General features: G+C 73.6%; 17 protein-coding genes. 9 read left to right on the top strand and 8 right to left on the bottom strand.

The genetic code is table 11. From position 1 onward, the window contains the following. Positions 1-81 precede the first annotated feature (81 nt). Both IR158_RS05925 and IR158_RS05920 read left to right on the top strand, forming a co-directional pair. Positions 82-2475: a glycoside hydrolase family 3 N-terminal domain-containing protein gene (locus IR158_RS05925; RefSeq protein ID WP_291811153.1), complete on the top strand. Its 2394-nt coding sequence runs from the start codon at positions 82-84 to the stop codon at positions 2473-2475. Beyond that, positions 2472-4025, top strand: coding sequence for a glycoside hydrolase family 43 protein (locus tag IR158_RS05920; RefSeq protein ID WP_291810690.1), 1554 nt, complete (start codon positions 2472-2474; stop codon positions 4023-4025). Before IR158_RS05925 ends, IR158_RS05920 begins: the two co-directional genes overlap by 4 nt. Before the next feature lie 419 nt (positions 4026-4444). Here the strand turns inward: IR158_RS05920 and IR158_RS05915 are convergent, their stop codons facing one another. The 5 genes from IR158_RS05915 to IR158_RS05895 are packed head-to-tail and all read right to left on the bottom strand — an operon-like array spanning position 4445 to position 9690. After that, on the bottom strand, positions 4445-5467 hold the full coding sequence (locus IR158_RS05915) for an aldo/keto reductase (protein WP_291810687.1): 1023 nt from the start codon (positions 5465-5467) through the stop codon (positions 4445-4447). Next, the gene (locus tag IR158_RS05910) at positions 5464-6870 is read right to left on the bottom strand and encodes an LLM class flavin-dependent oxidoreductase (protein ID WP_291810684.1); all 1407 of its coding nucleotides are present in this window, start codon (positions 6868-6870) and stop codon (positions 5464-5466) included. Before IR158_RS05910 ends, IR158_RS05915 begins: the two co-directional genes overlap by 4 nt. Next, positions 6867-7739 carry an ABC transporter ATP-binding protein gene (locus IR158_RS05905; RefSeq protein WP_291810682.1) on the bottom strand — a complete coding sequence of 291 codons (873 nt, stop codon included), beginning with the start codon at positions 7737-7739 and terminating at the stop codon, positions 6867-6869. The genes IR158_RS05910 and IR158_RS05905 overlap by 4 nt, the downstream gene beginning before the upstream one ends. After that, positions 7715-8581: an ABC transporter permease gene (locus IR158_RS05900; RefSeq protein ID WP_291810679.1), complete on the bottom strand. Its 867-nt coding sequence runs from the start codon at positions 8579-8581 to the stop codon at positions 7715-7717. The genes IR158_RS05905 and IR158_RS05900 overlap by 25 nt, the downstream gene beginning before the upstream one ends. Continuing rightward, a complete protein-coding gene (locus IR158_RS05895; RefSeq protein WP_291810676.1) occupies positions 8581-9690 on the bottom strand; it encodes an ABC transporter substrate-binding protein in 1110 nt (369 codons plus the stop codon). Before IR158_RS05895 ends, IR158_RS05900 begins: the two co-directional genes overlap by 1 nt. 445 nt (positions 9691-10135) lie before the next feature. On the opposite strand from IR158_RS05895, the gene IR158_RS05890 reads away from it, so the two are divergent. Together IR158_RS05890 and idi are read left to right on the top strand one after the other, a co-directional pair. Next, complete coding sequence (locus tag IR158_RS05890) at positions 10136-10828, top strand: hypothetical protein (protein ID WP_291810674.1); 693 nt, start codon at positions 10136-10138, stop codon at positions 10826-10828. A gap of 130 nt (positions 10829-10958) precedes the next feature. After that, the gene (gene idi / locus IR158_RS05885) at positions 10959-11534 is read left to right on the top strand and encodes an isopentenyl-diphosphate Delta-isomerase (RefSeq protein WP_291810672.1); all 576 of its coding nucleotides are present in this window, start codon (positions 10959-10961) and stop codon (positions 11532-11534) included. Positions 11535-11647: 113 nt separating this feature from the next. Here the strand turns inward: idi and IR158_RS05880 are convergent, their stop codons facing one another. From IR158_RS05880 to IR158_RS05870, 3 genes are all read right to left on the bottom strand, one after another. Then, positions 11648-12745 (bottom strand): hypothetical protein, encoded by a 1098-nt coding sequence (locus IR158_RS05880; protein WP_291810669.1) that lies wholly within the window; start codon positions 12743-12745, stop codon positions 11648-11650. A 147-nt stretch (positions 12746-12892) separates the two neighbouring features. Further along, entirely contained in the window at positions 12893-15187 is a 2295-nt protein-coding gene (locus tag IR158_RS05875) for a cellulose binding domain-containing protein (RefSeq protein ID WP_291810667.1), read from the bottom strand. A 159-nt stretch (positions 15188-15346) separates the two neighbouring features. Continuing rightward, entirely contained in the window at positions 15347-16558 is a 1212-nt protein-coding gene (locus tag IR158_RS05870; protein ID WP_291810666.1) for an alpha-hydroxy acid oxidase, read from the bottom strand. Positions 16559-16653: 95 nt separating this feature from the next. On the opposite strand from IR158_RS05870, the gene IR158_RS05865 reads away from it, so the two are divergent. The 5 genes from IR158_RS05865 (at position 16654) to IR158_RS05845 (ending at position 22778) form a co-directional block, all read left to right on the top strand. Beyond that, complete coding sequence (locus tag IR158_RS05865; protein WP_227576543.1) at positions 16654-17724, top strand: LacI family DNA-binding transcriptional regulator; 1071 nt, start codon at positions 16654-16656, stop codon at positions 17722-17724. 261 nt (positions 17725-17985) lie between these two features. Continuing rightward, positions 17986-18978: an ABC transporter substrate-binding protein gene (locus IR158_RS05860; protein WP_291810659.1), complete on the top strand. Its 993-nt coding sequence runs from the start codon at positions 17986-17988 to the stop codon at positions 18976-18978. A gap of 76 nt (positions 18979-19054) precedes the next feature. Further along, positions 19055-20617 (top strand): sugar ABC transporter ATP-binding protein, encoded by a 1563-nt coding sequence (locus tag IR158_RS05855; protein ID WP_291810657.1) that lies wholly within the window; start codon positions 19055-19057, stop codon positions 20615-20617. Then, complete coding sequence (locus IR158_RS05850) at positions 20614-21729, top strand: ABC transporter permease (protein ID WP_291810655.1); 1116 nt, start codon at positions 20614-20616, stop codon at positions 21727-21729. The genes IR158_RS05855 and IR158_RS05850 overlap by 4 nt, the downstream gene beginning before the upstream one ends. Then, positions 21726-22778, top strand: a complete 1053-nt coding sequence (locus tag IR158_RS05845) for a sugar ABC transporter permease YjfF (RefSeq protein ID WP_291810652.1) — start codon at positions 21726-21728, stop codon at positions 22776-22778. The genes IR158_RS05850 and IR158_RS05845 overlap by 4 nt, the downstream gene beginning before the upstream one ends. Positions 22779-22949 lie beyond the last annotated feature (171 nt).

The following is a 22949-nucleotide window of genomic DNA, read 5'->3' as shown; positions in this document are numbered from 1 at the left end:
GCGACCCGTACCACCCATGCCATTCCTCCGAAGGAGCGCCCCCTCGTGTCCGACACACCCGGCACCGCCACCCAGCACGTCGTGCCGGCGGCACCCGTCCTGCCCGCTGTCCCCGTCGTCTCCGAGCGCGTGCGGGACCTGCACGCCCGGATGACCCTCGAGGAGAAGCTGGCCCAGCTGGTCGGCTACTGGCTCGACCAGAACGGCACGGTGGCGCCGATGCAGTCGGAGATGGCCTCGGGGCAGAAGGACTCCGGCCAGCTCGCGGAGATCACGCGGCACGGGCTGGGCCACTACACGCGCGTCTACGGCACGCGTCCCGTGGAGCCCGCGGAGCGTGCGGCGTGGCTGTGGGCGGAGCAGCGCCGCCTCAAGCGCGAGACGCGCCTGGGCATCCCGGCGCTCGTGCACGAGGAGTGCCTGACGGGCCTGGCGGCGTGGCAGGCGGCGAGCTACCCGACGCCCCTGGCGTGGGGTGCGGCGTTCGACCCCGAGCTGGTGCACGAGGCGGCGCGCGCCATCGGCGACTCGATGCGCGAGCTCGGCATCCACCAGGGCCTCGCGCCCGTCCTCGACGTCGTGGGCGACCCGCGCTGGGGGCGCGTCGACGAGTGCATCGGGGAGGACCCGTACCTCGTCGGGACCGTCGGGACGGCGTACGTCCGCGGCCTGCAGGAGGCGGGGGTGCACGCGACCCTCAAGCACTTCGTCGGCTACTCCGCGTCGGCGGCCGGCCGCAACCACGCGCCCGTGCACGCCGGCCCGCGCGAGCTGGCCGAGATCTACCTGCCGCCGTTCGAGATGGCGGTGCGCGACGGTGGCGTCCGCTCGGTGATGAACTCCTACGCCGACGTCGACGGCGTGCCCGTCGCGGCGGACCCGCACTACCTGACCGAGATCCTGCGCGAGCAGTGGGGCTTCGACGGGGTCGTCGTGGCCGACTACTTCGCGGTCGCGTTCCTGCAGGTCATGCACGGCGTCGCCGCCGACCGTGGTGAGGCGGCCGCGCTCGCGCTGGCCGCGGGGCTCGACATCGAGCTGCCCACGGGCGACGCGTTCCTCGAGCCGCTGGCCGAGCGCGTGCGCGCCGGGCTGACCGACGAGGCGCTCGTGGACCGCGCCGTGCTGCGCGCGCTCGCGCAGAAGGAGGACCTCGGCCTGCTCGAGCCCGACGCCTTCGAGGGCGAGCCGCCCACCGAGATCGACCTCGACTCCCCGCGGCACCGTGACCTCGCGCTGCGGCTCGCGCGCGAGTCCGTCGTGCTCCTGTCGAACGACGGCGTCCTGCCGCTGGCACAGCCGCGCCGCGTCGCCGTCGTCGGCCCCAACGCGGCGCGCCCCGAGGCGCTCATGGGCTGCTACTCGTTCGCCAACCACGTGCTCGCGCACCACCCGGACCTGCCGCTCGGCTTCGAGATCAGCAGCGTCCACGAGGCGCTCGCGGCGGCGCTGCCGGACGTCACGTTCGCCGAGGGCTGCGCGGTGGAGGGCGACGACACGAGCGGCTTCGCCGCCGCCGTGGCTGCCGCGACGGACGCCGACGTGGCGGTCGTCGTCGTCGGTGACCAGGCCGGGCTGTTCGGCCGTGGCACCGTCGGCGAGGGCAACGACGTCCAGTCCCTCGAGCTGCCGGGCGTGCAGCGTCAGCTCGTCGAGGCGCTCGTCGCCACGGGGACGCCGGTCGTCATGGTCATGCTCACGGGCCGCCCCTACGCGATCGGGTGGGCGCTGGACGGCGAGGGCCCGCGCCCTGCCGCGGTCCTGCAGGCGTTCTTCCCGGGCGAGCGGGGCGGGGACGCGATCGCGGAGGTGCTGACCGGCGCCGCGAACCCGTCGGGCCGGCTGCCCGTCTCGCTGCCGCGCGCCGCCGGTGCGCAGCCGTTCCGCTACCTGCACCCGATCCTCGGCGGGCGCTCCGACGTCACGTCGACGGACCCGACGCCCGTGCGGCCCTTCGGCTTCGGCCTGTCGTACACGTCGTTCGCGTACGACGACCTCCAGGTCGACCCGACGGTCGAGACCGCGGGCGAGTTCACGGCGTCCGTCACCGTGACGAACACGGGCGACCTCGCCGGTGCGGACGTCGTCCAGCTCTACGGGCGCGACCTGGTCGGCTCGGTCGTGCGGCCGGTCTCGCAGCTGCTGGGGTACGCCCGCGTCGAGCTGGCGCCCGGGCAGTCGCGCCGCGTGACGTTCCGGGTGCCGACGACGCGCCTGGCGCTCGTCGACCGCCGGCTCGCGCGCGTCGTCGAGCCCGGTGAGGTCCGGGTCTGGGTCGCGTCGCACGCCGCCGTGACCGACCCCGGCGACGTCGCGGACGCCACGGGCGGGGCGATCACCAGCGCCCGCGAGGTGACGCGGCGCGCGGTGCCGGGGCAGAGTACGCCGCACGCCGTCCTGCAGGTCACGGGCGCCGTGCACGAGATCACCGCCGAGGACCGGCGGATCGTCGACGTGGAGGTCAACGACGCATGAGCACCGTGAAGAACCCCATCGTGCCGGGGTGCTACCCCGACCCGTCGATCTGCCGCGTGGGTGACGACTACTACCTCGTCACCTCGACGTTCGAGTACCTCCCGGGCCTGCCGGTGCTGCACAGCCGCGACCTGGTGACGTGGGAGACGATCGGTCACGTCGTGGACCGGCCCGGGCAGCTGGACTACGCGGGCATCGAGTCGTCGGGGGGCCTGTACGCGCCGACGATCCGCCACCACGACGGCCTGTTCTGGGTCATCTGCACGCTCGTCGGCCAGCCGCACGGCAACCCGGGCGGCAACTTCCTCATGACGGCCACGGACCCGGCCGGCCCGTGGTCCGACCCGATGTGGCTCGACGCCGACGGCATCGACCCGTCGATCTTCTTCGACGACGACGGCCGCATCTGGGTGCACGGCACGCGTCTGGCGCTCGAGCCGGAGTGGTTCCACCAGACCGAGGTGTGGATCCGCGAGCTCGACCCCGAGACCAAGAAGCTCACGGGGCCGGAGCACGTGGTGTGGTCGGGCGCCGTCAAGGGCGCCGTCTGGGCGGAGGCGCCGCACCTCTACAAGGTCGACGGCACGTACTACCTGATGGCGGCCGAGGCCGGCACCGAGTTCCACCACGCCGAGAGCATCGCGCAGGCCGACGTCGTGACCGGGCCGTACACCGGGACGCGCGGCAACCCGATCCTCACGCACCGGCACCTGGGCCGCCAGCACCCGGTCGTCGGGGCCGGGCACGCCGACCTCGTCGAGGCGGCCGACGGCAGCTGGTGGGCCGTGCTGCTCGCCATGCGCACGTACGGCGGCTACCACTACCCGCTGGGCCGTGAGACGTTCCTCGTCCCCGTGGTCTGGGAGGACGGCTGGCCGGTCTTCGCACCGGGCGTCGGCAAGGTCCCGGACGAGGTCGAGGTGCCCTTCGCGACGGGTCCTGCGAGCGGGCTCGTGCAGGGTCTCGCGTCGGGGACGGTCCCGGCGGACGACCCGCGCTGGACCGCGGTGCGCGCGCTGCCCACGCAGGTCGCGACGGCTGCCGGCGAGGGCTGGGACCTGCCGCTGCGTCCCGCGACCCTCGCGGAGGTCGACGTCCCCGCGTTCCTGGGCCTGCGGCTGCAGCACCAGGACGCGGACCTCGTGGCACGCGTCGCGGTGGACCTCGCCGACGGCGAGGAGGTCGGTGTGGTCGTGCGGCAGTCCGAGAAGGACCACGTGCGCCTGGCCGTCACGCCGGACGGCGACGGGCTGCGCGCGCAGGTCGTGCACCGCCAGCGCGACGAGGACCGCGTGCTGGGCGAGGCCACGCTCGCGGCGGGTGCGCCGCTGACGCTGTCCGTGCGGGCACGCGGGGTCGACCTGGAGCTCCTCGTCGCCGCGGGCGACTGTGAGCCCGTCGTCGTCGGCACGGCCCTGGCCACCGACCTCGACACGGTCGCGACGGGCGGCTTCCTGGGCCTGTGGCTGGGCGTCTACGGCACGAGCAACGGCGCGGCGACGACCACCGTCGCCCACGTCGAGCGCGTGGACTACGTCCCGACGGTCTGACGACAAGAACTGGATTGCTCTCTCACCCTTGGGGGTGGGGGGCGCCCTGCCCCGGCCCCGGGGTGAGCGCAGCCCACCCCCCTCGTGAGAGGGCAATCCAGTCACCCCCCCCTCGTGAGAGGGCAATCCAGTTCCACCCCCCCTCGTGAGAGGGCAATCCAGTCACCCGTCCCTCGTGAGAGGGCAATCCAGTTCCACCCCCCTCCCCGGTGAGAGAGCAATCCAGTCCGGCGCGATCTCCTGGGTGCGGGTCGTGTGACTGGATTGCACTCTCACCCCGGGTTGGGGTGGAGCCCGGCCTCCTGGGTGCGGGTCGTGTGACTGGATTGCACTCTCACCCCGGGTTGGGTGACGGCCGGCCTCCTGGGGTGAGGCAGCCCCCACCTCTTGCTCGTGAGAGTGCAATCCAGTTCCTCTTGTCAGCGGCGGCGTGTGGACGCGTCCGTGATCGACGGCGGGTGCCAGCCCGCGTCCGCCGGGTTCAGCGTGACGCCCGGCGGGACGATGCGGTCGATCTCGTCGAGGACGTCGGCCGGGAGGCGGACGTCGAGCGCCGTGAGTGCCGCGTCCAGGTGGGCCTGCGTGCGCGGCCCGATGATCGCGCTGGACACCGCCGGGTGCTCCAGGACGAAGCCCAGCGCGAGCTGCAGCAGGGTCAGCCCGGCCGCCTCCGCCACCTTCGACAGCTGCTGCACGGCCTCGGCCTTGGTGCGGTTCTCCGGCAGCGACGGGTCGTGACGCCCCGGCTGACGCTGGTGGCGCGGCGAGTCGCCGCGCGCGCCGTCGAGCGGACGGCCCGACAGCCAGCCCCCGGCCAGCGGGCTCCACGGCAGCACGCCCAGCCCGTACTCCACGGCCAGCGGCAGCACCTCGCGCTCGACGCCCCGCGCCAGGATCGAGTACGGCGGCTGCTCGGTCACGGGCCGCGCGAGACGGCGGTCGGCCGCCACCCACTGCGCTTGCACGATCTGCGACGGCAGGAACGTCGACGTGCCGACGTAGAGCACCTTGCCGGCGCGCACCAGGTCGTCGAGCGCACCGAGCGTCTCGTCGATCGCGGTGCCCGGCTGCGGGCGGTGCACCTGGTAGACGTCGATGTGGTCGGTCTGCAGCCGGCGCAGCGAGTCCTCGACGGCCCGCACGATCCACCGCCGCGAGTTGCCCGCGTGGTTGACCTCGTCGGACAGCCGGCCGTGGACCTTCGTCGCCAGCACGACGTCGTCGCGACGCCCGGCGAGCGCCTTGCCGACGATCGTCTCGGACTCGCCGCGCGAGTACACGTCCGCGGTGTCGACGACGTTGATCCCGGCGTCGAGCGCGCGGTGCAGGATCGCAGCGGAGTCCTCGTGGTCGGGGTTGCCCCACGCGCCGAAGTTCATGGTCCCCAGCGTCAGCGGGGACACCTGGACCCCGGTGCGGCCGAGCGTGCGGTACGTCGTCATGCGTGTGCTCCTTCGTGGGTGGTGCCGGTGGTCGTGGCGACGCGCCCGATGTCGCGTCCGCCCGTGCGGTGGTGGGGGTGCGTGGGGCGAGCGAGCCCGTAGTGGTCGCGCAGCGTCGTGCCGGTGTACCCGCTGCGGAACAGGCCGCGGTCGACGAGCACGGGCACGACCTGGTCGACGAAGTCCTCCAGGCCCGACGGCAGCACCGCGGGCATGATGTTGAACCCGTCCGCCGCACCCGCGTCCCACCACTCCTGGATAGCGTCGGCGACCTGCTCGGCGGTGCCGGAGAACGTGCGGTGCCCGCGGCCGCCGCCGAGGCGGCCGATGAGCTGGCGCACCGTCAGCCGCTCGCGTCTCGCGAGCTCCACGATCAGCGTGTACCGGGACTTGGCGCCCTCGATCTCGTCCTCGCCCGGCAGGTCGGCGGGCAGCTCGCGGTCCAGCGGCAGGTCCTCGGGGTCGACGCGCAGCGTCTTCGCGAGCTGGGCACGGGCGAACTCGGGTCGGATGAGCCGGTCGAGCTCGTCCTCCTTCGCCCGCGCCTCGGCCTCCGTGGCGCCGATGACGGGCACGATGCCGGGCAGCACCAGCAGCCCGGCGGGGTCGCGGCCCCACTCGACGGCGCGCCGCTTGAGGTCGAACGCGAAGGCGAGCGCGTCGTCGAGCGTCTGCTGGGCCGTGAACACCGCCTCGGCGTAGCGGGCCGCCAGGTCCTTGCCGTCGTCCGACGAACCGGCCTGCACGAGCAGCGGGTAGGCCTGCGGCGACCGGGGCGTCGTCAGGGCGCCGGCGACGCGGAAGTGCTCGCCGACGTGCTCCGGCGGGTGGATGCGCTCGGAGTCGCCCCACACGCCCGACTCCTTGTCGCCGACCTCGACGTCGTCCTCCCACGAGTCCCACAGCTTGAGGGCGACGTCGATGAACTCCGCGGCGCGCTCGTAGCGGGCGCGGTGCGACGGCAGCTCGTCGCGGCCGAAGTTGCGCGCGGCCTCGAGGTGCGCGGTGGTCACGATGTTCCAGCCGGCGCGGCCGCCGCTGACGTGGTCGACGGACGCGAACCGGCGCGCGAGGTTGTACGGGTCGTTGTACGTGGTGGACGCCGTGGCGATGAGCCCGATGCGGCTGGTCACGGCGGCGATCGCGGCCAGCACGACCGTCGGCTCCAACGTGCCCGACGGACGCCGGCCCACGTCGCGGAACAGCGCCGGGCCGTCGGCGAAGAAGATCGAGTCCAGGTGCCCGCGCTCGGCGGTCTGCGCGAGGCGCTGCAGGTACGCGATGTTCGTGCTCTGGTACGACGGGTCGGACTCCGGCAGCCGCCACGACGCCTCGTGGTGGCCGGTGCTCATGAGGAACGCGTTGAGGTGCAGCTGCCCCTCGCGGCGGGGTCGGGCGGTCATGGGGTGCTCCTGTCGGTGGCGGAGGTGGTCGGGCGGCCGGGGACGACCGGGGGGACGCCGAGGGCGTCGAGCAGCTCGCGTCGCAGCGCCACGTACCCGGGATCGCCCGGGTCGCGGTGGTCGACGGGCGCGTCGAGGGCGATGTGGCCCTCGTCGAGCACGACGACGCGGTCGGCCAGCACGATCGCCTCGTCGACGTCGTGCGTGACCAGCAGGACCGCGGGCAGGTGCCGCGCGCACAGGTCGCGCAGCAGCGCGTGCATGCGGGTCCGGGTCAGGGCGTCGAGCGCGCCGAACGGCTCGTCGGCCAGCAGCAGCTGGGGCTCGCGCACGAGCGACCGCGCGAGGGACACGCGCTGCTGCTCGCCGCCGGACAGCTCGGTGGGCCACGCGCGCTCGCGGCCGGCCAGGCCCACCTCGGCGAGCCGCTCGGCACCGAGCTCGCGGGCACCCGCGCCGCGCAGCCCGAGCGTCACGTTGTCGAGCACGCGCGCCCACGGCAGCAGCCGGGAGTCCTGGAAGACCACCGACACCCGCTCGGGCACGGCGATCGTGCCCGTGCCGTGCACGTCGTGGTCGAGCCCGGCGAGCGCGCGCAGCAGCGTGCTCTTGCCGGAGCCGCTGCGGCCCAGGATCGCGACGAACTCCCCGGCGGCGATCGTCAGGTCCAGGCCACGCAGCACGCGGCCGTCGCCCTCGCCGAGCCCGTAGGCCCGCACGAGGTCCTGGACGACGACCGACCCGTCCTGCGTGGTCACGCGCTCGTCCGCCAGGACGCCGTGCGCGGGCGCCGGGACGTCGGAGCGGGCGGGGACGCGCGCGTCCTCGGTGGGGCCCGGGGCCGTCAGCCCGCCAGCGTGCGCCGCCATGTCAGGGCCCTCCTCTGCACGAGACGCACGAGCAGGTCGGAGCCGTAGCCGAGGATCCCGTACAGGACCAGGCCGACGACGATGACGTCGGTCTGCCCGTACGTGCGGGCCAGCTCCATCATGTAGCCGATGCCGGCGGTGCCGTTGATCTGCTCGACGACCACGAGCGCGAGCCAGCAGCCGGTGACGGCGAACCGCAGGCCCAGCAGGAACCCGGGCAGCGCACCGGGCAGCACGACCTTGGTGAGGAAGTCCCACCGCGTCAGGCCGACGGTCTCGGCCAGCTCGACGTACCGCGCGTCGATGGTGCGCAGCCCGTTGTGCGTGTGGATGTACACGGGGATGAGGACGCCCAGCAGGATGGTGACGACCTTCATCGTCTCGCCGATGCCGAGCCACAGGATCAGCAGCGGCAGCAGTGCCAGGCTCGGGATGGCCCGCTTGAGCTGCACAGGACCGTCGACGATCGCCTCGCCCCAGCGGCTCAGCCCGGCGACGACCGCGAGCACGGTCCCGGCGACGATCCCGAGCGCGAGCCCGGACATCGCACGCCCGGCCGACACCGCGAGGTGCTGCTGGAGGCGGCCGTCGGCGACCAGGTCGGCACCCGTCGTGACGACCGTCCACGGCGCGGAGAGGGTGCGCTGGTCGATGAACCCGACGGCCGAGCCGGCGGACCAGACCGCCAGCAGCACGCCGAGCCCGATGAGGGCACCACCGCGCAGGGGGCGGCCGGGGCCGAGGCGCCGGACGGTGCGTGCCGCGCGCCGGCCGGTGGCGGGCGGTGCGACGGGGCGGGCGACGGGCCGCCGCGTCGCGCGGGGCAGGGACAGGGTCGACATCAGCCGGCCTCCTTCTCACGGTAGTCGGCCGCGGCCTGCGCGAGGACCGGCGCGAACCGCTGGTCCCACAGGTCCGCGGCGTCGAGCACGTCGTTGCCGGTGGCCTCGGCGAGCAGCTCGACGGTCTTCTGGTGCGCGGCGATGTGCTCGGTCCAGTCCTCGGGGATGTCCGGTGTGCCGGCGCGCTCGACGAGGTAGTCGGCGTCGGCCGGGCTCAGGCCCTGGTCGGCGACGTAGTAGCCGGCCTTCCACTCCTCGGGGTGGTCGTGGATCCACAGCCTGACCTGTGCCCACAGCGCCACGTAGGCGCGCAGCGCGGCCGCCTTGGCGGGGTCGGTGGTGACGGACGTCGGGACGTACAGGTGGCTCGGGTCGTCGCGCAGGCCGTGGCGCACGGTGTGCGCGCCGTCCGGCCCGTACTTGTCGAGGTAGCGGGCGATCTGCACGCCGCCGATGGGCGCGATGTCGACCTCGCCGGCGGCGAGCGCGGTCGTGTAGACGTCGCCGTTGCTGGGCAGCTCGACGAGCGTGACGTCGTCCTGGGTGAGCCCCGCCTCCTGCAGCGCGCGCAGCACGATGACGCCCTGCGCCTGGCCCGGCGAGTACGCGACGCGGTGGCCCGCGAAGTCCTCGAGCGACTCGACGCCGTCGACGCCGGGCGCGACGCCGAACTCGTAGATCGGGTTCTCCTTCCAGTCCTCGCGGTACACGGCGGCGACGATCTTGACGTCGAGGCCCGTCCACTCGGCGTGGATGGGCGGGATGTCGGCGACCGCGCCCACGTCGAGCGCACCCGCGCGGAACGCCTCGGTCGTCTGCGGCCCGCCCGACAGGTTGGCCCACTCGATGGTGAACCCGAGGTCGGAGTCGAGGTCGTCACCGGCGATCTCGACGGCCTTCTGCGTCGTCGGGTCGCCGACGACCAGGGTCGTCCCGGCGGGGATCTCGGTCGGCAGCTCGGCGGTGGCGGCGGCAGCCGTCGTGGGGTCGTCGGCCGACGCGCCGCCGGCGCACGCCGCGAGCAGCGCGGGCAGGAGGGTCGCGGCGGCGACCACGGCGCGGCGGTGACGTGCGGCGCGGCCGAGCGTCTCGGGAGGTGCGTACGGCATGGCGGGGCCTTCCGGGCAGGGTGGGGCGCCGTCGTCGAGGACGCGGCGGGGTCGGGCGGGGCACGGGGGTGCGTCGGACCGCCCTGTCGACCCAGGGGTGGCGGGCGACGGGCGGGGACGTGCGGGGGAGGGAGGCCGGGTGCCGTGGCGGCGGGCGGCCGGGGCGACGTGGTCGCAGCGCGACGCGTCAGGGCGGCGGGGCGCTGGTCAGCGACAGCTCGTGGCCGGACACGACCGACACGCACGGGCCAGCAGCGGGGACGCTGCGGCGTGCGGGGCGGTGGTCATGGGGACGACAATGGCATACCGGAATGGTCGGGAATAACCCGGTGATCGCATCCTGAGACGACACGCGTGGCCGGCTCGCTCTCGTACCCGCCTGCCGCCCTGCCCCGGCGGGCAGGATGGCGGCATGCGGAGGCGCGGGCGGGTGCGGTGTGTCGTCATGCTGGCAGCGGGGACCGTGCTGACGGGGTGCGCCGGGTCGGCGCCGCCGGCGGGGGAGTCCTCGCCGGCCGAGGTCGCGCCCGCCGCCGACTGCGCCGTGCGCGAGACGCTCGAGGCCTTCGGGACCGGCGGTCGCGCGGACCTGCCCGCCGCACCGGCCGCCGGCACGGTCCCGGCCGGGTTCGAGCCGGTCGCCGCCGTGGAGTGCCGGATGCCGGAGATCGTTGTCCTGCCGGCGCCGGAGCCACGCGAGCTCCTGGAGCCCGGCGAGCTGTCGGTCCCGGGCGCCGAGGACCCCGGGGACCTGCAGCCCGGAGAGACCCTGCCGGGCGGCGCCGTGGTGGCACCGGGGGACACGGCACCCGTGCCGCCGCTCGCGGACGTCGCACCGGCTCCCGCACCGGCTCCCGCACCCGCTCCGACGCCCGGCACGTCCGTCGACGTCGTACGGCTCGAGGGCGATCTCGACCCGCTGCTGCAGCAGCTCGCGCGTCCGGACGTCCCGACGAGCCCCGACCAGGCCTGCATGGCGATGTTCCAGGTCGTCCCCGTGCTCTACCTGCTCGACGCCCACGACCGCGCCGTGCGCGTGCGCTGGCCGAGGGACGCGTGCGGCTTCCTGCTCGGGGGTGCCCACGAGAGCCTCGCCGGGCTGCGCGAGACCTCACGGACGACGATCACCCTGCCCTGAGGTCGCGGCCGCCCGCCGGTCCGACTTGCTCGGGCCACGAGGACGGGACACCGTAGGCGTCTGCGGTCCCCGGCCCCGCCTGCCGCGCACGACGCAGGCCCGGCGGACACGCGCGAGAGGGCTGGACGCGATGGCGGAGACGGACCTGGTCGAGCTGGTCGACGAGGACGGGCGCGGCACCGGTGCCACGACGGTGGGGGAGGCGCACGCCGCACCGGGGCGTCTGCACCGGGCGTTCTCGGTCGTGCTGACCCGCCCCGACGGTCGGATGCTCCTGCAGCGCCGCGCCGACGCCAAGCTCCGGTTCCCGGGCCTGTGGACCAACTCCTGCTGCGGCCACCCGCTGCCGGGCACGGACGTGCGCGACCGTGCGGCGCTGCGCGTGCGCGAGGAGCTGGGGGTCGAGCTCGTGGACGCGCGCGAGGTCGGCACGTTCCGGTACCGGGCGGCCGACGCGTCGTCGGGCCACGTCGAGCGCGAGCACGACCACGTCATCGTCGGGCGCTGCGCCGGTGACCTGCGACCCGACCCGGACGAGGTCTCGCAGACGGAGTGGGTCACGTCGCAGCGCGCGCACGAGCTGGTCGCGGCCGGCCTGGTGACCCCGTGGTTCGCCGACGTCCTGCGTCTCGTCGACAACGCCACCGACACCGCCAGCCGCACCGCCACCGGCACCGGCACCGGCACCGGCACCGGCACCGACTGACCCGGCCCCTTCGCCGAGCGCGGCAGAAGCCGCTCGAGCGCGGGTGTTGTTTCCGCCGCGCTCGGCGCTCTTCTGCCGCGCTCGGCGGGGGCGGCGGTCAGGGCGCGGGCCGGTCAGGGTGCGGCTGGGGCGGCGGCGACCGTCCACCACGTGCGGGGAGCGGGGGTCCAGGAGGTCGTCAGGCCCTCGGGCGTGCCCGCGAGGAGCGCGCCGGTCGGGGTGTGGAGCAGGCGCACGCGCGAGCCCTGGCGCCACGGGCCGCCGCCGTCGACGACCACGCGCCAGGCGTCGGTGGCGGAGTCCTGGGCCGGGGCGTCCGGTCCCCCGTCGTCCGCCGTGCGCACGGCAGGCGCCGCTCCGCCGACGGTGAGCGCGCGACCGTCCGAGAACAGGTGGATCGTCGCGCCGTCGGCGAGCAGGGACGTGTCCGCGGTGGGCACCCACGTCGTCGTGCCGGTGGCGCGCAGCGCGGGTGCGCCGTCCGCCACGACGAGCAGGCGGCCCGTCGCGACGTGCGCGAGCGCGAGCGGCTCGTCCGCCCGCACGCGCGCCGACGGGCGCCGCGACGCGCTCGGCAGGGCCGGGGGCGTGCGGGGCGCGTACGCGTGGCGGAAGAACCCGCGCCACAGCCGCCCGTTGTCCGCACGCCAGCCGTCCGGCGTCTCGACGAGCGCCACCTCGCGCCCGGGGGTGTTCGGGTCGAGCAGCGTGAGCACGACCTGGCCCGTCGCGTCGTCGCGCGTGAAGCCCGTCGCGACCACCTGGTGGTTGTCGCCCGAGCGCAGCGGGTGGCGGGCGACGACCATCCCGAGGACGACCGGCCCACCCTGCACGAGCGCACGCAGGATCCCGGGCAGCTCGCGGCGCGTCCGGGTCCGGACGCCGGCAACAGGTCCGACGTCCCCGTCCGGCAGCGCCGACCAGGTGATGAACCGCAGCGCCGAGCGCGACCGGAACGAGTCCAACTGGCGGCGCCGCAGGTGCTCGGCCAGGAGGTGCCCGTCCGGCGGCACGCGGTCGGGGGCGAACAGCTCCGCCGGCCACGCCGGGACGTCACGGCCCGCCGTCAGGTGGTCGAGCACCGAGTACGACATGCCGCCGCACCGCCCGGCCGTCTGCAGCCGGGTGCCGTTCGGCAACGTGACCAGCACGTTGACGAACCTGTTGGCGAACGCGTACGCCGCGTGCGCCGGGTCGATCCTGTCGGTCACGTCGTCCTCCCGCCGCACACCCTCACACATCGGAGCACGCCGCGGCCGCTGACGTACCGGCAGCGTGCGACGGGCGGGAAGGACGCGTGACTGGATTGCTCTCTCGCGCTCAAGTGGAAGAGGGCGTGAGAGTGCAATCCAGTTGCGTCAGCGCACGTAGATCCGCGGCTGCGGGGGAGCCGTGAACGGGTCGCCGAGGAAGAACGACGGGTGCGGCGGCTGGTTGTAGGCGGTGTTCTGCCAGGCGAGAGCGACCCGGTACATCGAGTCGTGCAGCAGCGTGTGCACCCGGTGCGACGTCACGGTCGGCGTCGCGTAGATGCGCAGCGCGCCCTCGTCGGACCGCGCCCAGATCACCTCTTCACGCCAGTCGCCGAGGATGTCGCCCGACAGCACGGGCGTCGACTTGGTGCCGTTGTTCGCGCGGACGTCGGACCCCGTCAGCAGGCGGGTCTCCCCGCCGGTGCCGTACTTGTCGACCTTCGTGCCGTCGAGCAGCTCACGGACCGGGTCGCCGTCCCACCAGGCCAGGAAGTTGGCCGACGACGGCTTGCGGCCCACGGCCGCGCCGGTGGCGGCGTTGCGCAGGTCCGACTCGGCCGACGACCACGCCTCCGCGCCGGGGCTGCCGGCCCAGACGTCGGCGGCGACGCCGCGTCCGTTGTCCGCGCCCGTGCCGCTGCGCCACAGCGTCTGGCCGGTGCGCGCGTCGGCGACCCACATGTTCGGCTGAGCCTTGTCCTCCGTGACCTTGAAGTACTCCAGGCCCGGACGCGACGGCACCAGGTCGCCCACGTGCCCGGCGTCACCGTGGCCCGTGCCGTTGCTCCACAGGCCGCGCCCGTCGTCGTCGATCGTCGCGGCGCCGTACACGACCTCGTCACGCCCGTCGCCGTCGACGTCCGCGACCGACAGCGAGTGGTTGCCCTGGCCGGCGTACGCGGCGTTGCCGGCCGTCGAGCTGTTCGAGTCGAACGTCCACCGGCGGGTGAGCTGCCCGTCGCGGTAGTCCCACGCGGCCACGACGGCACGCGTGTAGTAGCCGCGCGCCATGATGATCGACGGCCGCTGCCCGTCGAGGTACGCGGTGCCGGCGAGGAACCGGTCGACGCGGTTGCCGTACGAGTCGCCCCAGCTCGACACCGTCCCGCGGGGCGGCACGTAGTCCGTGGTCGCGCCGATCGCGCCGGTGTCGCCGCGGAAGACCGTGAAGTACTCCGGCCCGGACAGCACGTAGCCCTCGCCGTTGCGGTGGTCGGCGTTGGCGTTGCCGATGACCTGGCCCGTGCCGGAGCGGGTGCCGTCGGCGGTCTTCACCGCGACCTCGGCCTTGCCGTCGCCGTCGTAGTCGTACACCTGGAACTGCGTGTAGTGCGCGCCGGCGCGGATGTTGCGGCCCAGGTCGATGCGCCACAGGCGCTGGCCCTGCAGCGTCACGCCGTCGAGGTAGACGTTGCCGGTGACGCCGGCCTGGCTGTTGTCCTTGGCGTTCGACGGGTCCCACTTCAGGACGACGTCGAGGTCGCCGTCGCCGTCGAGGTCGCCGACGGACCCGTCGTTGATGACGTGGTCGGACGACGGACGCTGGACGGGGACGTCGAGGTAGCCGCTGCCCAGGGTCAGCGACGGTGCGGAGACCGCACGCTCCGCGCCGTTCTCGACCGCGCGGACCGTGTACCGGGCGGTCGCCGACGCTCCGGCGTCGAGGTGGTTGGTCGAGCCCGTGACCGGCGACGACGTGATGCGCGTGCCGTCGCGGTAGACGTGGAACCCGGTGCCGCGGTCCTCGTAGCCGAGCAGGCGCCACTGCACGAGGTTGCCGTCGCCGGACCGCACGGAGACGAGGCCGCGGTCGAGGTCCTCGAGCTGGCGCGCACCGGCCACGGGGGTCGTCGGGACGGGGTTCGGCGTGCCGGTCGGGGGCGGCGTGGGCGTCGGCTGCTGCGTGGGCGTGGGCGACGACGTGGGCGTCGGCTGCTGTGTCGGAGAGGCGGTCGGCGTGGCCGTCGTGGGCGCCGTCGTCGGCGTGACCGACCCCGTGCACGTCGTGCCGTTGAGGGCGAACGACGTCGGCACGGGGTTGGTGGTGCCGTCGGACGCACCGTTGAAGCCGAAGGCGATCTGCCCGCCGGACCCGACGGCGCCGTTCCAGGCGGCGTTCGTCACGGCCACCTGCGCACCGGACTGCGTGGCGGTGCCGTTCCACGCCTGCTGCACGCTCTGGCCAGCGGTGAACGCCCAGGTCAGCGTCCACCCGGTGAGCGCGTCACCGAGGTTGTCGACGCGGACGTCGGCCCCGAAGCCGCCGTGCCACTGATTCGTGACCGTGTAGGTGACCCTGCACGCCACGGCGGCCGTCGCCGCCGGGGCCGTCGCGAGGGCGCCGAGCGCGGTGACGGCGGCGGCGGCCGTCGCGAGGGCTGCTGTGCTGCGACGTCGCATGCGCCGGGCCTCTTCCGTCGTCGTCCGTCGTGGACGGTGGGGGGCGCCGGGATGTGCACGTTCACGGAAACCGCTTCGACGCTGAGCCGACGGTAGGGGTGGGCGCGCCGCGTCGGCAGGCCTCCGAATCCTTTCGTCGTCGTCCCCGAGCCGCGGTGGTCAGGGGAGCCGGACGTGGCGCGGCGACAGGTCCGCGACGGAGGTGGCCCCCAGGAGCGCCATCGTCCGGCGTACCTCGCGCTCGAGGATCTCGACCGCGCGGTCGACGCCACGCTCGCCGCCCGCCATCAGGCCGTAGAGGTACGCGCGCCCGACGAGCGTCGCGCGGGCCCCGAGCGCCAGCGCGGCCACGACGTCCGACCCGTGCGTGATGCCGGTGTCGACCCAGACCTCGGTGCGGTCACCGACCGCGTCGAGCACGTCGGGCAGCAGCCGCAGTGGCACGGGCGCCTTGTCGAGCTGCCGGCCGCCGTGGTTGGACAGCACGACCGCGTCGGCCCCGGCGTCGGTCACGCGGCGCGCGTCCTCGACGGTCTGGACGCCCTTGATGATCAGCGGCCCGTCCCACGACGCGCGCAGCCACTCGAGGTCGGCGATGGTCATGGTCGGGTCGAAGAGCTTGTCGAGCAGGTCGGCCACGGTCCCGCTCCACGAGCTGAGGGACGCGAAGGTCAGCGGGTCCGTGGTCAGCAGGTTCGCCCACCAGGCCGGGTGCGTGGCCGCGTCGAGCACGGTCCGCACGGTCAGGGACGGTGGGATCGAGAACCCGTTCCGCACGTCGCGCAGGCGCGCGCCCGCGACCGGCACGTCGACCGTCAGCATGAGCGCCTCGTACCCGGACGCCGCGGCGCGCGCCATCAGGTCCTCGCCCGCGGCCCGGTCCTTCCACACGTACAGCTGGAACCACCGGCGTGCGTCGGGGGCGGCCGCGGCGACGTCCTCGATCGACGTCGTGCCCATGGTCGACAGCGCGTACGGGACGCCGCGGCGCTGCGCGACGCGCGCGGCGGCCCGCTCGCCCTCGTGGTGCATGAGCCGCGTGAAGCCGGTCGGGGCGAATGCGAACGGCAGCGCCGACGGCCGGCCCAGGTACGACGTCGTCGTGTCGACGTGCGACACGTCCTGCAGGACCGACGGGCGCAGCTCGAGGTCGCGGAACAGCCGGCGCGCGCGGCGCAGGGTGAGCTCGCCCTCGGCGGCGCCGTCGGTGTAGTCGAACACCGCGCGGGGCGTGCGGCGCCGGGCGACGCGGCGCAGGTCGGCGATGGTGAGCGCGTCCTCGAGGCGGCGCCGCACGGGGTCGAGCCGCAGCGGCCGGGGGCGCATCAGGGGCGCGAGCTCGGACCATCTCGGCAACCGGCGGTGGGTCACCCGGGCTCCTCTCGGCGGTGCGCGACGGCGGTCGCGGAAAACTCGCGTCCGTCGGACCTATGCCCACGATAGGTCGGACGTGCGAGGCTGGGCGGGTGAGCACGCCGCCTCTGTCGCCCGCGAACGCCCGTCCGCGGCCACCCGCCATCACGGACGTGGCGACGGTGGCCGGTGTGTCGTACCAGACGGTCTCGCGGGTCATCAACGACCACCCCAACGTCGCGACCGACACGCGCGAGCGCGTGCTCGACGCGATGCAGCGCCTCGGCTACCGGCGCAACATCGCGGCGCGCGCGCTCAAGACGCGACGCACGGGCGTGTTCGGCGTGGTCTCGTCGGGCTCGCACCTGTTCGGGCCGACGCGCACGCTCGTGTCGATCGAGCAGGCCGCGCGGGCCAAGGGCCTGTTCGTGTCGCTCGCCACGGTCGACCTGCAGCACAAGGACGAGGTCACGGCCGCGATCGAGCACCTGCTCGACCAGGGCGTCGACGGGATCGTCGTCATCGCGTCGCACGACGAGGCCGCCGCCGCGGTGCTCGAGTCGACGACGCAGGTGCCGGTCGTCGTCGCGGGTCGCACCGGTGGCGAGCACGGCCTGGCGGTCGCGATCGACCAGGAGGCGGGCGCGAAGGTCGCAACGCAGCACCTGCTGGACCTGGGGCACCGCGACGTGCTGCACCTGGCTGGTCCGGCGCCGTGGGTCGACGCGCGCGCACGGGCCGTCGGGTTCCGCGAGACGATGGCGGCCGCAGGACTCGCGCCGCGGACGCTGTGGGCGGACGACTGGAGCGCCGAGGTCGGTTACCTCGCAGGTCAAGAGCTGGTGGCACGCGTGCGGCGTCGGCGCTCGACCCTGCCGACGGCGATCTTCGCGGCCAACGACCTGCTGGCGCTGGGCATGATGCACGCGCTCGCGGACGCCCGGCTGAAGGTGCCGCACGACGTGTCGGTCGTGGGCTACGACGACGGCGACGGCTCGGCGCACTTCGTCCCGCCGCTGACGACGGTCGCGCAGGAGCTCGAGGAGCTCGGCTACCGCTGCGTCGAGCTGCTGCTGGACGCGCGCGACGGGGTGGCGACGTCGTCGTCGGTGTCGGTGTCGCCGCGGCTGCTGGTCCGCGAGAGCACGGCGCCGCCGCGCGACCCGGCGCGCGTCCTGCTCTGAGGGCAGGGTCCGGTCGACGGGGAGAGGAGGAGCCCGCAGAAGGGTGACGAGCGTCGGTGCAGGTGAGGCCGTCCGTGGCATGTGATCGCTCACACGGACGGGTGGTCCTCGGCTTTCCGGCCCCTGGCCTGCGATGACGCTCGTGATCGAAACGCAACCCAGACTCGTTGACGTGCCCCCTGAGAACGTTCACACTCATCCCGTCACGCATCCCTGGATCGGCCGACGAGGACGTCGGCCAGCTGCTCGAGGAGGAGTTGCATGAAGGGCATCAACCGCGCACGGACCGGTCTCGCCGGTGCCGTCGCGACGTTCACGATCTTGGCCCTCGCGGCCTGCGGCGGCGGCGGCTCGGACACCGCGGGCGACGGCGGCGACACCGGCGACGGGGGCAGCGACCTCATCCGCGTCGGGTTCTCGCAGCTCGGCGCCGAGTCCGGCTGGCGCACCGCCAACACCGAGTCCGTCAAGGAGAGCCTGTCGGCGGACAACGGCTTCGACCTGACGTTCGTCGACGCGCAGCAGAAGCAGGAGAACCAGATCAAGGCGCTGCGCGACTTCGTCGCCCAGGACGTCGACGTCATCGCGTTCTCCCCGGTCATCGAGACCGGCTGGGACGAGGTCCTGCAGGAGATCAAGGACTCCGGCATCCCCGTCGTGCTCGTCGACCGCACCGTCGACACCACGGTCGACGACCCGTTCGTCACCTGGATCGGTGCGGACTTCAAGGCCGAGGGCACGACCGCCGGCGAGTGGGTGGCCGAGAACGCGCCCGACGCCAAGATCTTCGAGCTCCAGGGCACGCTCGGCTCGGGCGCGCAGGTCGACCGTGAGGAGGGCTTCGGCGAGGTCGTCGGGGACCAGATCATCGGCAAGGCGTCGGGCAACTTCACGCGTGCCGAGGGCAAGACGGCCGTCGAGGCCGCGCTGCAGGCGTACCCCGACATGACGATGATCTTCACGCACAACGACGACATGGGCCTGGGTGCCATCGAGGCCATCGAGGCCGCCGGCAAGGTGCCCGGCAAGGACATCCAGATCGTGTCCGTCGACGGCGTGCGCGACGGGCTGCAGGCGCTCGTCGACAAGAAGTTCAACTTCGTCGTCGAGTGCAACCCCGTGTTCGGTGACCAGCTCGCCGAGCTCATCACGAAGGTCGCCGACGGCGAGGACGTGCCGAAGGAGACCATCGTGATCGACAAGGCGTTCGACCAGACGATCACGCAGGCCGACGTGGACGCCCGCGCGTACTGACGTGCGAGCGACGTCCCGGGCGCACCGGCCGTGAGCCGGTGCGCCCGGGGCGCCCGTCGAGCAGGAGAGGACACCGATGTCCGCAGCACCCCCCGCCCCCGTCGTGCAGATGACGGGCATCTCGATCGCCTTCCCGGGCGTCAAGGCCCTCGACGACGTCGGCTTCCGCCTGTTCCCCGGTGAGGTGCACGCCCTCATGGGCGAGAACGGCGCCGGCAAGTCCACGCTCATCAAGGCGCTGACCGGCGTGTACTCGATCGACTCCGGCCGCATCGAGGTCGACGGCCACGACCTGCGCTTCGACGGACCCAGCCAGGCGCAGGCCGCCGGCATCTCGACCGTCTACCAGGAGGTCAACCTCTGCGCGAACCTCACGGTGGCCGAGAACGTCATGCTCGGCCACGAGGTGCGCCGCGGCCCGTTCATCGACTGGCGCGCGACCCGACGCCGCGCGGCCGAGTACCTCGCGCGCCTCAACCTCGACATCGACCCGCGCTCGATGCTCTCGTCGCACACCATCGCGGTGCAGCAGCTCTGCGCGATCGCGCGGGCGCTCGTCGTCGACGCGAAGGTGCTGATCCTCGACGAGCCCACGTCGAGCCTCGACAACGCCGAGGTCGCCGAGCTGTTCCGCGTCGTGCGCCAGCTCAAGGAGGACGGTGTCGCCGTCCTGTTCGTCTCGCACTTCCTGGACCAGATCTACGAGATCTCCGACCGCGTCACGGTGCTGCGCAACGGCCGGTTCGTCGGTGAGCACCGGATCGAGGACCTGCCGCGCCGCCAGCTCATCGCCGCGATGATCGGCCGGTCGGGCGACGCGCTCGCCGGCATCGAGGAGAAGGCGCGCTCGACGATCACGATCCACTCGGAGCGGGAGACACCGTTCCTCACGGCCGTCGGCCTGGGCAAGAACGGGTCCGTCCAGCCGTTCGACGTCAACCTGTACGCCGGGGAGATCCTGGGCGTCGCGGGCCTGCTCGGCTCGGGACGGACCGAGATGGCGCGGCTGCTGTCCGGCGCCGACCGGCCCGACACCGGTGACGTCCACGTCCAGAGCAGGTTGACGCGGCTCGCGTCGCCGCTCGCGGCGCTCGCCCACGGCATCGCCTACTCCACCGAGGACCGCAAGAAGGAGGGCATCGTCGGGGACCTCACGGTCCGCGAGAACATCGCGCTGGCGATGCAGGCCCGCCGCGGCACCTGGCGCCGCATCCCGCGCCGCCAGCTCGACGACGTCGTCGCCCGGTACATCACGGCGCTGCAGATCACGCCCGCCAACCCGAACGCGCTCATCCGCAACCTGTCGGGTGGCAACCAGCAGAAGGTGCTGCTCGCGCGGTGGCTGGCGACCGCCCCGCGGCTGTTGATCCTCGACGAGCCGACGCGCGGCATCGACGTCGGCGCCAAGGCCGAGATCCAGAAGCTCGTGACCGAGCTCGCCCAGGACGGCATGTCCGTCGTCTTCATCTCCTCCGAGCTCGAGGAGGTCCTGCGCCTGAGCCAGCGGCTCGTCGTCATGCGGGACCGCCGCAAGGTCGACGACCTCGTCAACGCCGACGACGTCACGACCTCCACGATCCTCGAGACGATCGCCGCGACCGTCCCCGCGACGGCCCACCAGAGCGGAGCCCACGCATGACCCCGACCATCCCCGCGGCGCAGCCGCCCGGGCCGTCCCGCGCCACCGACGTGTGGCGCGAGGTCACCCACCACGGCCTGTTCTGGCCCGTCCTCGCGCTCGTGCTGCTGCTCCTGGCGTGCGGCGTCGCGAGCCCCGGGTTCCTCGACGTGACGGTGCGCGACGGGCACCTGTTCGGCCAGCTCGTCGACCTGCTGCGCAACAGCGCGACGCCGCTGCTGCTGGCGCTCGGCATGTGCCTGGTCATCGCGACCGGCGGCATCGACCTGTCCGTCGGCGCCGTCATGGCGATCGGCCTGGCCGTGTCGCTCACGTACCTCGACACCGCCGCGGACCCGTCGAAGGTCGGCACGGTGCTCGTCGCCGTCCTGCTCGGGCTGGTCGTCGGGGCCATCGGCGGGGCGTTCAACGGGGCGATGGTCGCCGGGCTCGGCATCCAGCCATTCATCGCGACGATGATCCTCATGGTCGCCGGGCGCGGCATCGCGATGCTCATCACGCAGGGCCAGATCACGACGGTGACGAGCCCGCCGTTCAAGACGATCGGGTCCGGGTTCGTCCTCGGCATCCCGACGCCCGTCATCATCGCCGTCGCGGCCTTCGTCGTCGTCGCGCTCGTGGTGCGCCGGACCGCGCTGGGGATGTTCCTCGAGTCGATCGGCATCAACCGGGAGGCCAGCCGCCTCGCCGGGGTGCGGTCGCGGCGCACCACGTGGACCGTCTACGTCATCGCCGGCGTGCTGGCCGCGCTCGCGGGCCTCGTCTACGGCGCACCCACCATGGCGGCCGACGCCAACAACATCGGCCTGATGAAGGAGCTCGACGCGATCATGGTCGTCGTCCTGGGCGGCACCAAGCTCGACGGCGGGCGGTTCTACCTGGGTGGGCTGCTGGTCGGCGCGATGCTGCTGAGCTCGTTGGAGCGGGCCGTCATCATCTTCCAGCTGCCGTCCCAGACGACCCCCCTGTTCAAGGCGATCGTGCTCATCGCGGTGTGCGTCGCGGCGTCGCCGACGTTGCGCGCGATGCTGCGCGGCCGACGACGTGCCGACCGGGCGGACGCGCCTGCCGCGCCGGTCGAGCCGGTGAGCGCCGCGGAGGTGACGGCATGAGCACCGACGAGATGGTCCGTACCGAGCAGGCGGGCGCCGGCGGCGTCGTGCATCGCGCCAGGCGAGCCCTGGGCGGCTTCGACCGGCGGTTCCTGCCCGTGCTGGGCACCGTCCTGACGCTGGCCCTCATGCTCGGCGTGGGGCAGCAGCGGTACTCGACCGACCGCGTCGACTTCGTCAGCATGAAGCTGCTGTCGAACCTGCTGGTCGACAACTCCTACCTGCTGGTGCTGGCCGTCGGCATGACTTTCGTGATCCTCACCGGAGGCATCGACCTGTCCGTCGGCGCGGTGGTCGCGCTGGTCGGGCTGTCGATCGCCGAGATGTTCACGGCGGGTCTGCCCCTGCCGGTCGTGCTCGTCGTCGGCGTGCTCATCGGCACGTCGTGCGGACTGCTCATCGGCGTGATGGTGCAGATGTTCGACATCCAACCCTTCATCGCGTCGCTCGCCGTGATGTTCCTCGCGCGCGGGCTCGCCAACGTCATCAGCGTCAACTCCCTGAAGATCGACGACGAGGGTTTCTCCGCGCTCGCCGCGTGGGGCCTGAAGTTCGGCGAAGGGCGCCAGCTGTGGCGCATCAACGCCAGCATGCTCGTCGCGCTGGCGGTGCTGCTCATCGCCTTCCTGGTGCTGCACTACACGCGGTTCGGGCGCTCGGTGTACGGGCTCGGGGCGGGCGACGGGGGTGCGGCCGTGAACCTCATGGGCCTGCGCCCCGCGCGCACGCGCGTGTGGGTGTACGTCATCTCCGGCACGTGCGCCGGCATCGCGGGCGTGCTCTTCGCGCTCTACACGAAGTCCGGGTTCAACCTCACGGGCATCGGCATGGAGCTCGACGCGATCGCGGCGGTCGTCATCGGCGGCACGCTGCTGTCCGGAGGCGTCGGCTTCGTGCTCGGCACCGGCGCGGGCGTCCTGGTGTACGGGCTCATCCAGGTGCTCATCGCCCGCGAGGGCCTGGACTCCTGGTGGACCCGCGTGTTCATCGGCGTGGTCCTGCTGGCCTTCGTCATCCTGCAGCGCGTCCTGGCGGTCCGCCGGCGCTGACCCACCCCCCTCCCAGGCGTGAGAGTGCGATCCAGCGCACCCCCTCGCTGGCGTGAGAGTGCGATCGAGCGCACCCCTCCTGGGCGTGAGAGTGCGATCCAGCGCACCCCCTCGCGGGCGTGAGAGTGCGATCGAGCGCACCCCTCCTGGGCGTGAGAGTGCGATCCAGCG

This window comes from Cellulomonas sp. (genome assembly GCF_015234515.1).
Classification (GTDB): Bacteria; Actinomycetota; Actinomycetes; order Actinomycetales; family Cellulomonadaceae; genus Cellulomonas.
The sequence above is the reverse complement of the archived record's forward strand: the minus strand, read 5'-3'. Positions and strand labels throughout refer to the sequence as shown.

Bases quoted from the DNA above. Each gene is read 5' to 3' on its own strand.
- IR158_RS05905 (WP_291810682.1), bottom strand. From the start codon at position 7,739: ATGGCGGCGCACGCTGGCGGGCTGACGGCCCCGGGCCCCACCGAGGAC.
- IR158_RS05895 (WP_291810676.1), bottom strand. From the start codon at position 9,690: ATGCCGTACGCACCTCCCGAGACGCTCGGCCGCGCCGCACGTCACCGC.
- IR158_RS05860 (WP_291810659.1), top strand. From the start codon at position 17,986: ATGAAGGGCATCAACCGCGCACGGACCGGTCTCGCCGGTGCCGTCGCG.
- IR158_RS05855 (WP_291810657.1), top strand. From the start codon at position 19,055: ATGTCCGCAGCACCCCCCGCCCCCGTCGTGCAGATGACGGGCATCTCG.
- idi (WP_291810672.1), top strand. From the start codon at position 10,959: ATGGCGGAGACGGACCTGGTCGAGCTGGTCGACGAGGACGGGCGCGGC.
- IR158_RS05910 (WP_291810684.1), bottom strand. From the start codon at position 6,870: ATGACCGCCCGACCCCGCCGCGAGGGGCAGCTGCACCTCAACGCGTTC.
- IR158_RS05890 (WP_291810674.1), top strand. From the start codon at position 10,136: ATGCTGGCAGCGGGGACCGTGCTGACGGGGTGCGCCGGGTCGGCGCCG.
- IR158_RS05915 (WP_291810687.1), bottom strand. From the start codon at position 5,467: ATGACGACGTACCGCACGCTCGGCCGCACCGGGGTCCAGGTGTCCCCG.
- IR158_RS05845 (WP_291810652.1), top strand. From the start codon at position 21,726: ATGAGCACCGACGAGATGGTCCGTACCGAGCAGGCGGGCGCCGGCGGC.
- IR158_RS05900 (WP_291810679.1), bottom strand. From the start codon at position 8,581: ATGTCGACCCTGTCCCTGCCCCGCGCGACGCGGCGGCCCGTCGCCCGC.
- IR158_RS05920 (WP_291810690.1), top strand. From the start codon at position 2,472: ATGAGCACCGTGAAGAACCCCATCGTGCCGGGGTGCTACCCCGACCCG.
- IR158_RS05850 (WP_291810655.1), top strand. From the start codon at position 20,614: ATGACCCCGACCATCCCCGCGGCGCAGCCGCCCGGGCCGTCCCGCGCC.
- IR158_RS05875 (WP_291810667.1), bottom strand. From the start codon at position 15,187: ATGCGACGTCGCAGCACAGCAGCCCTCGCGACGGCCGCCGCCGCCGTC.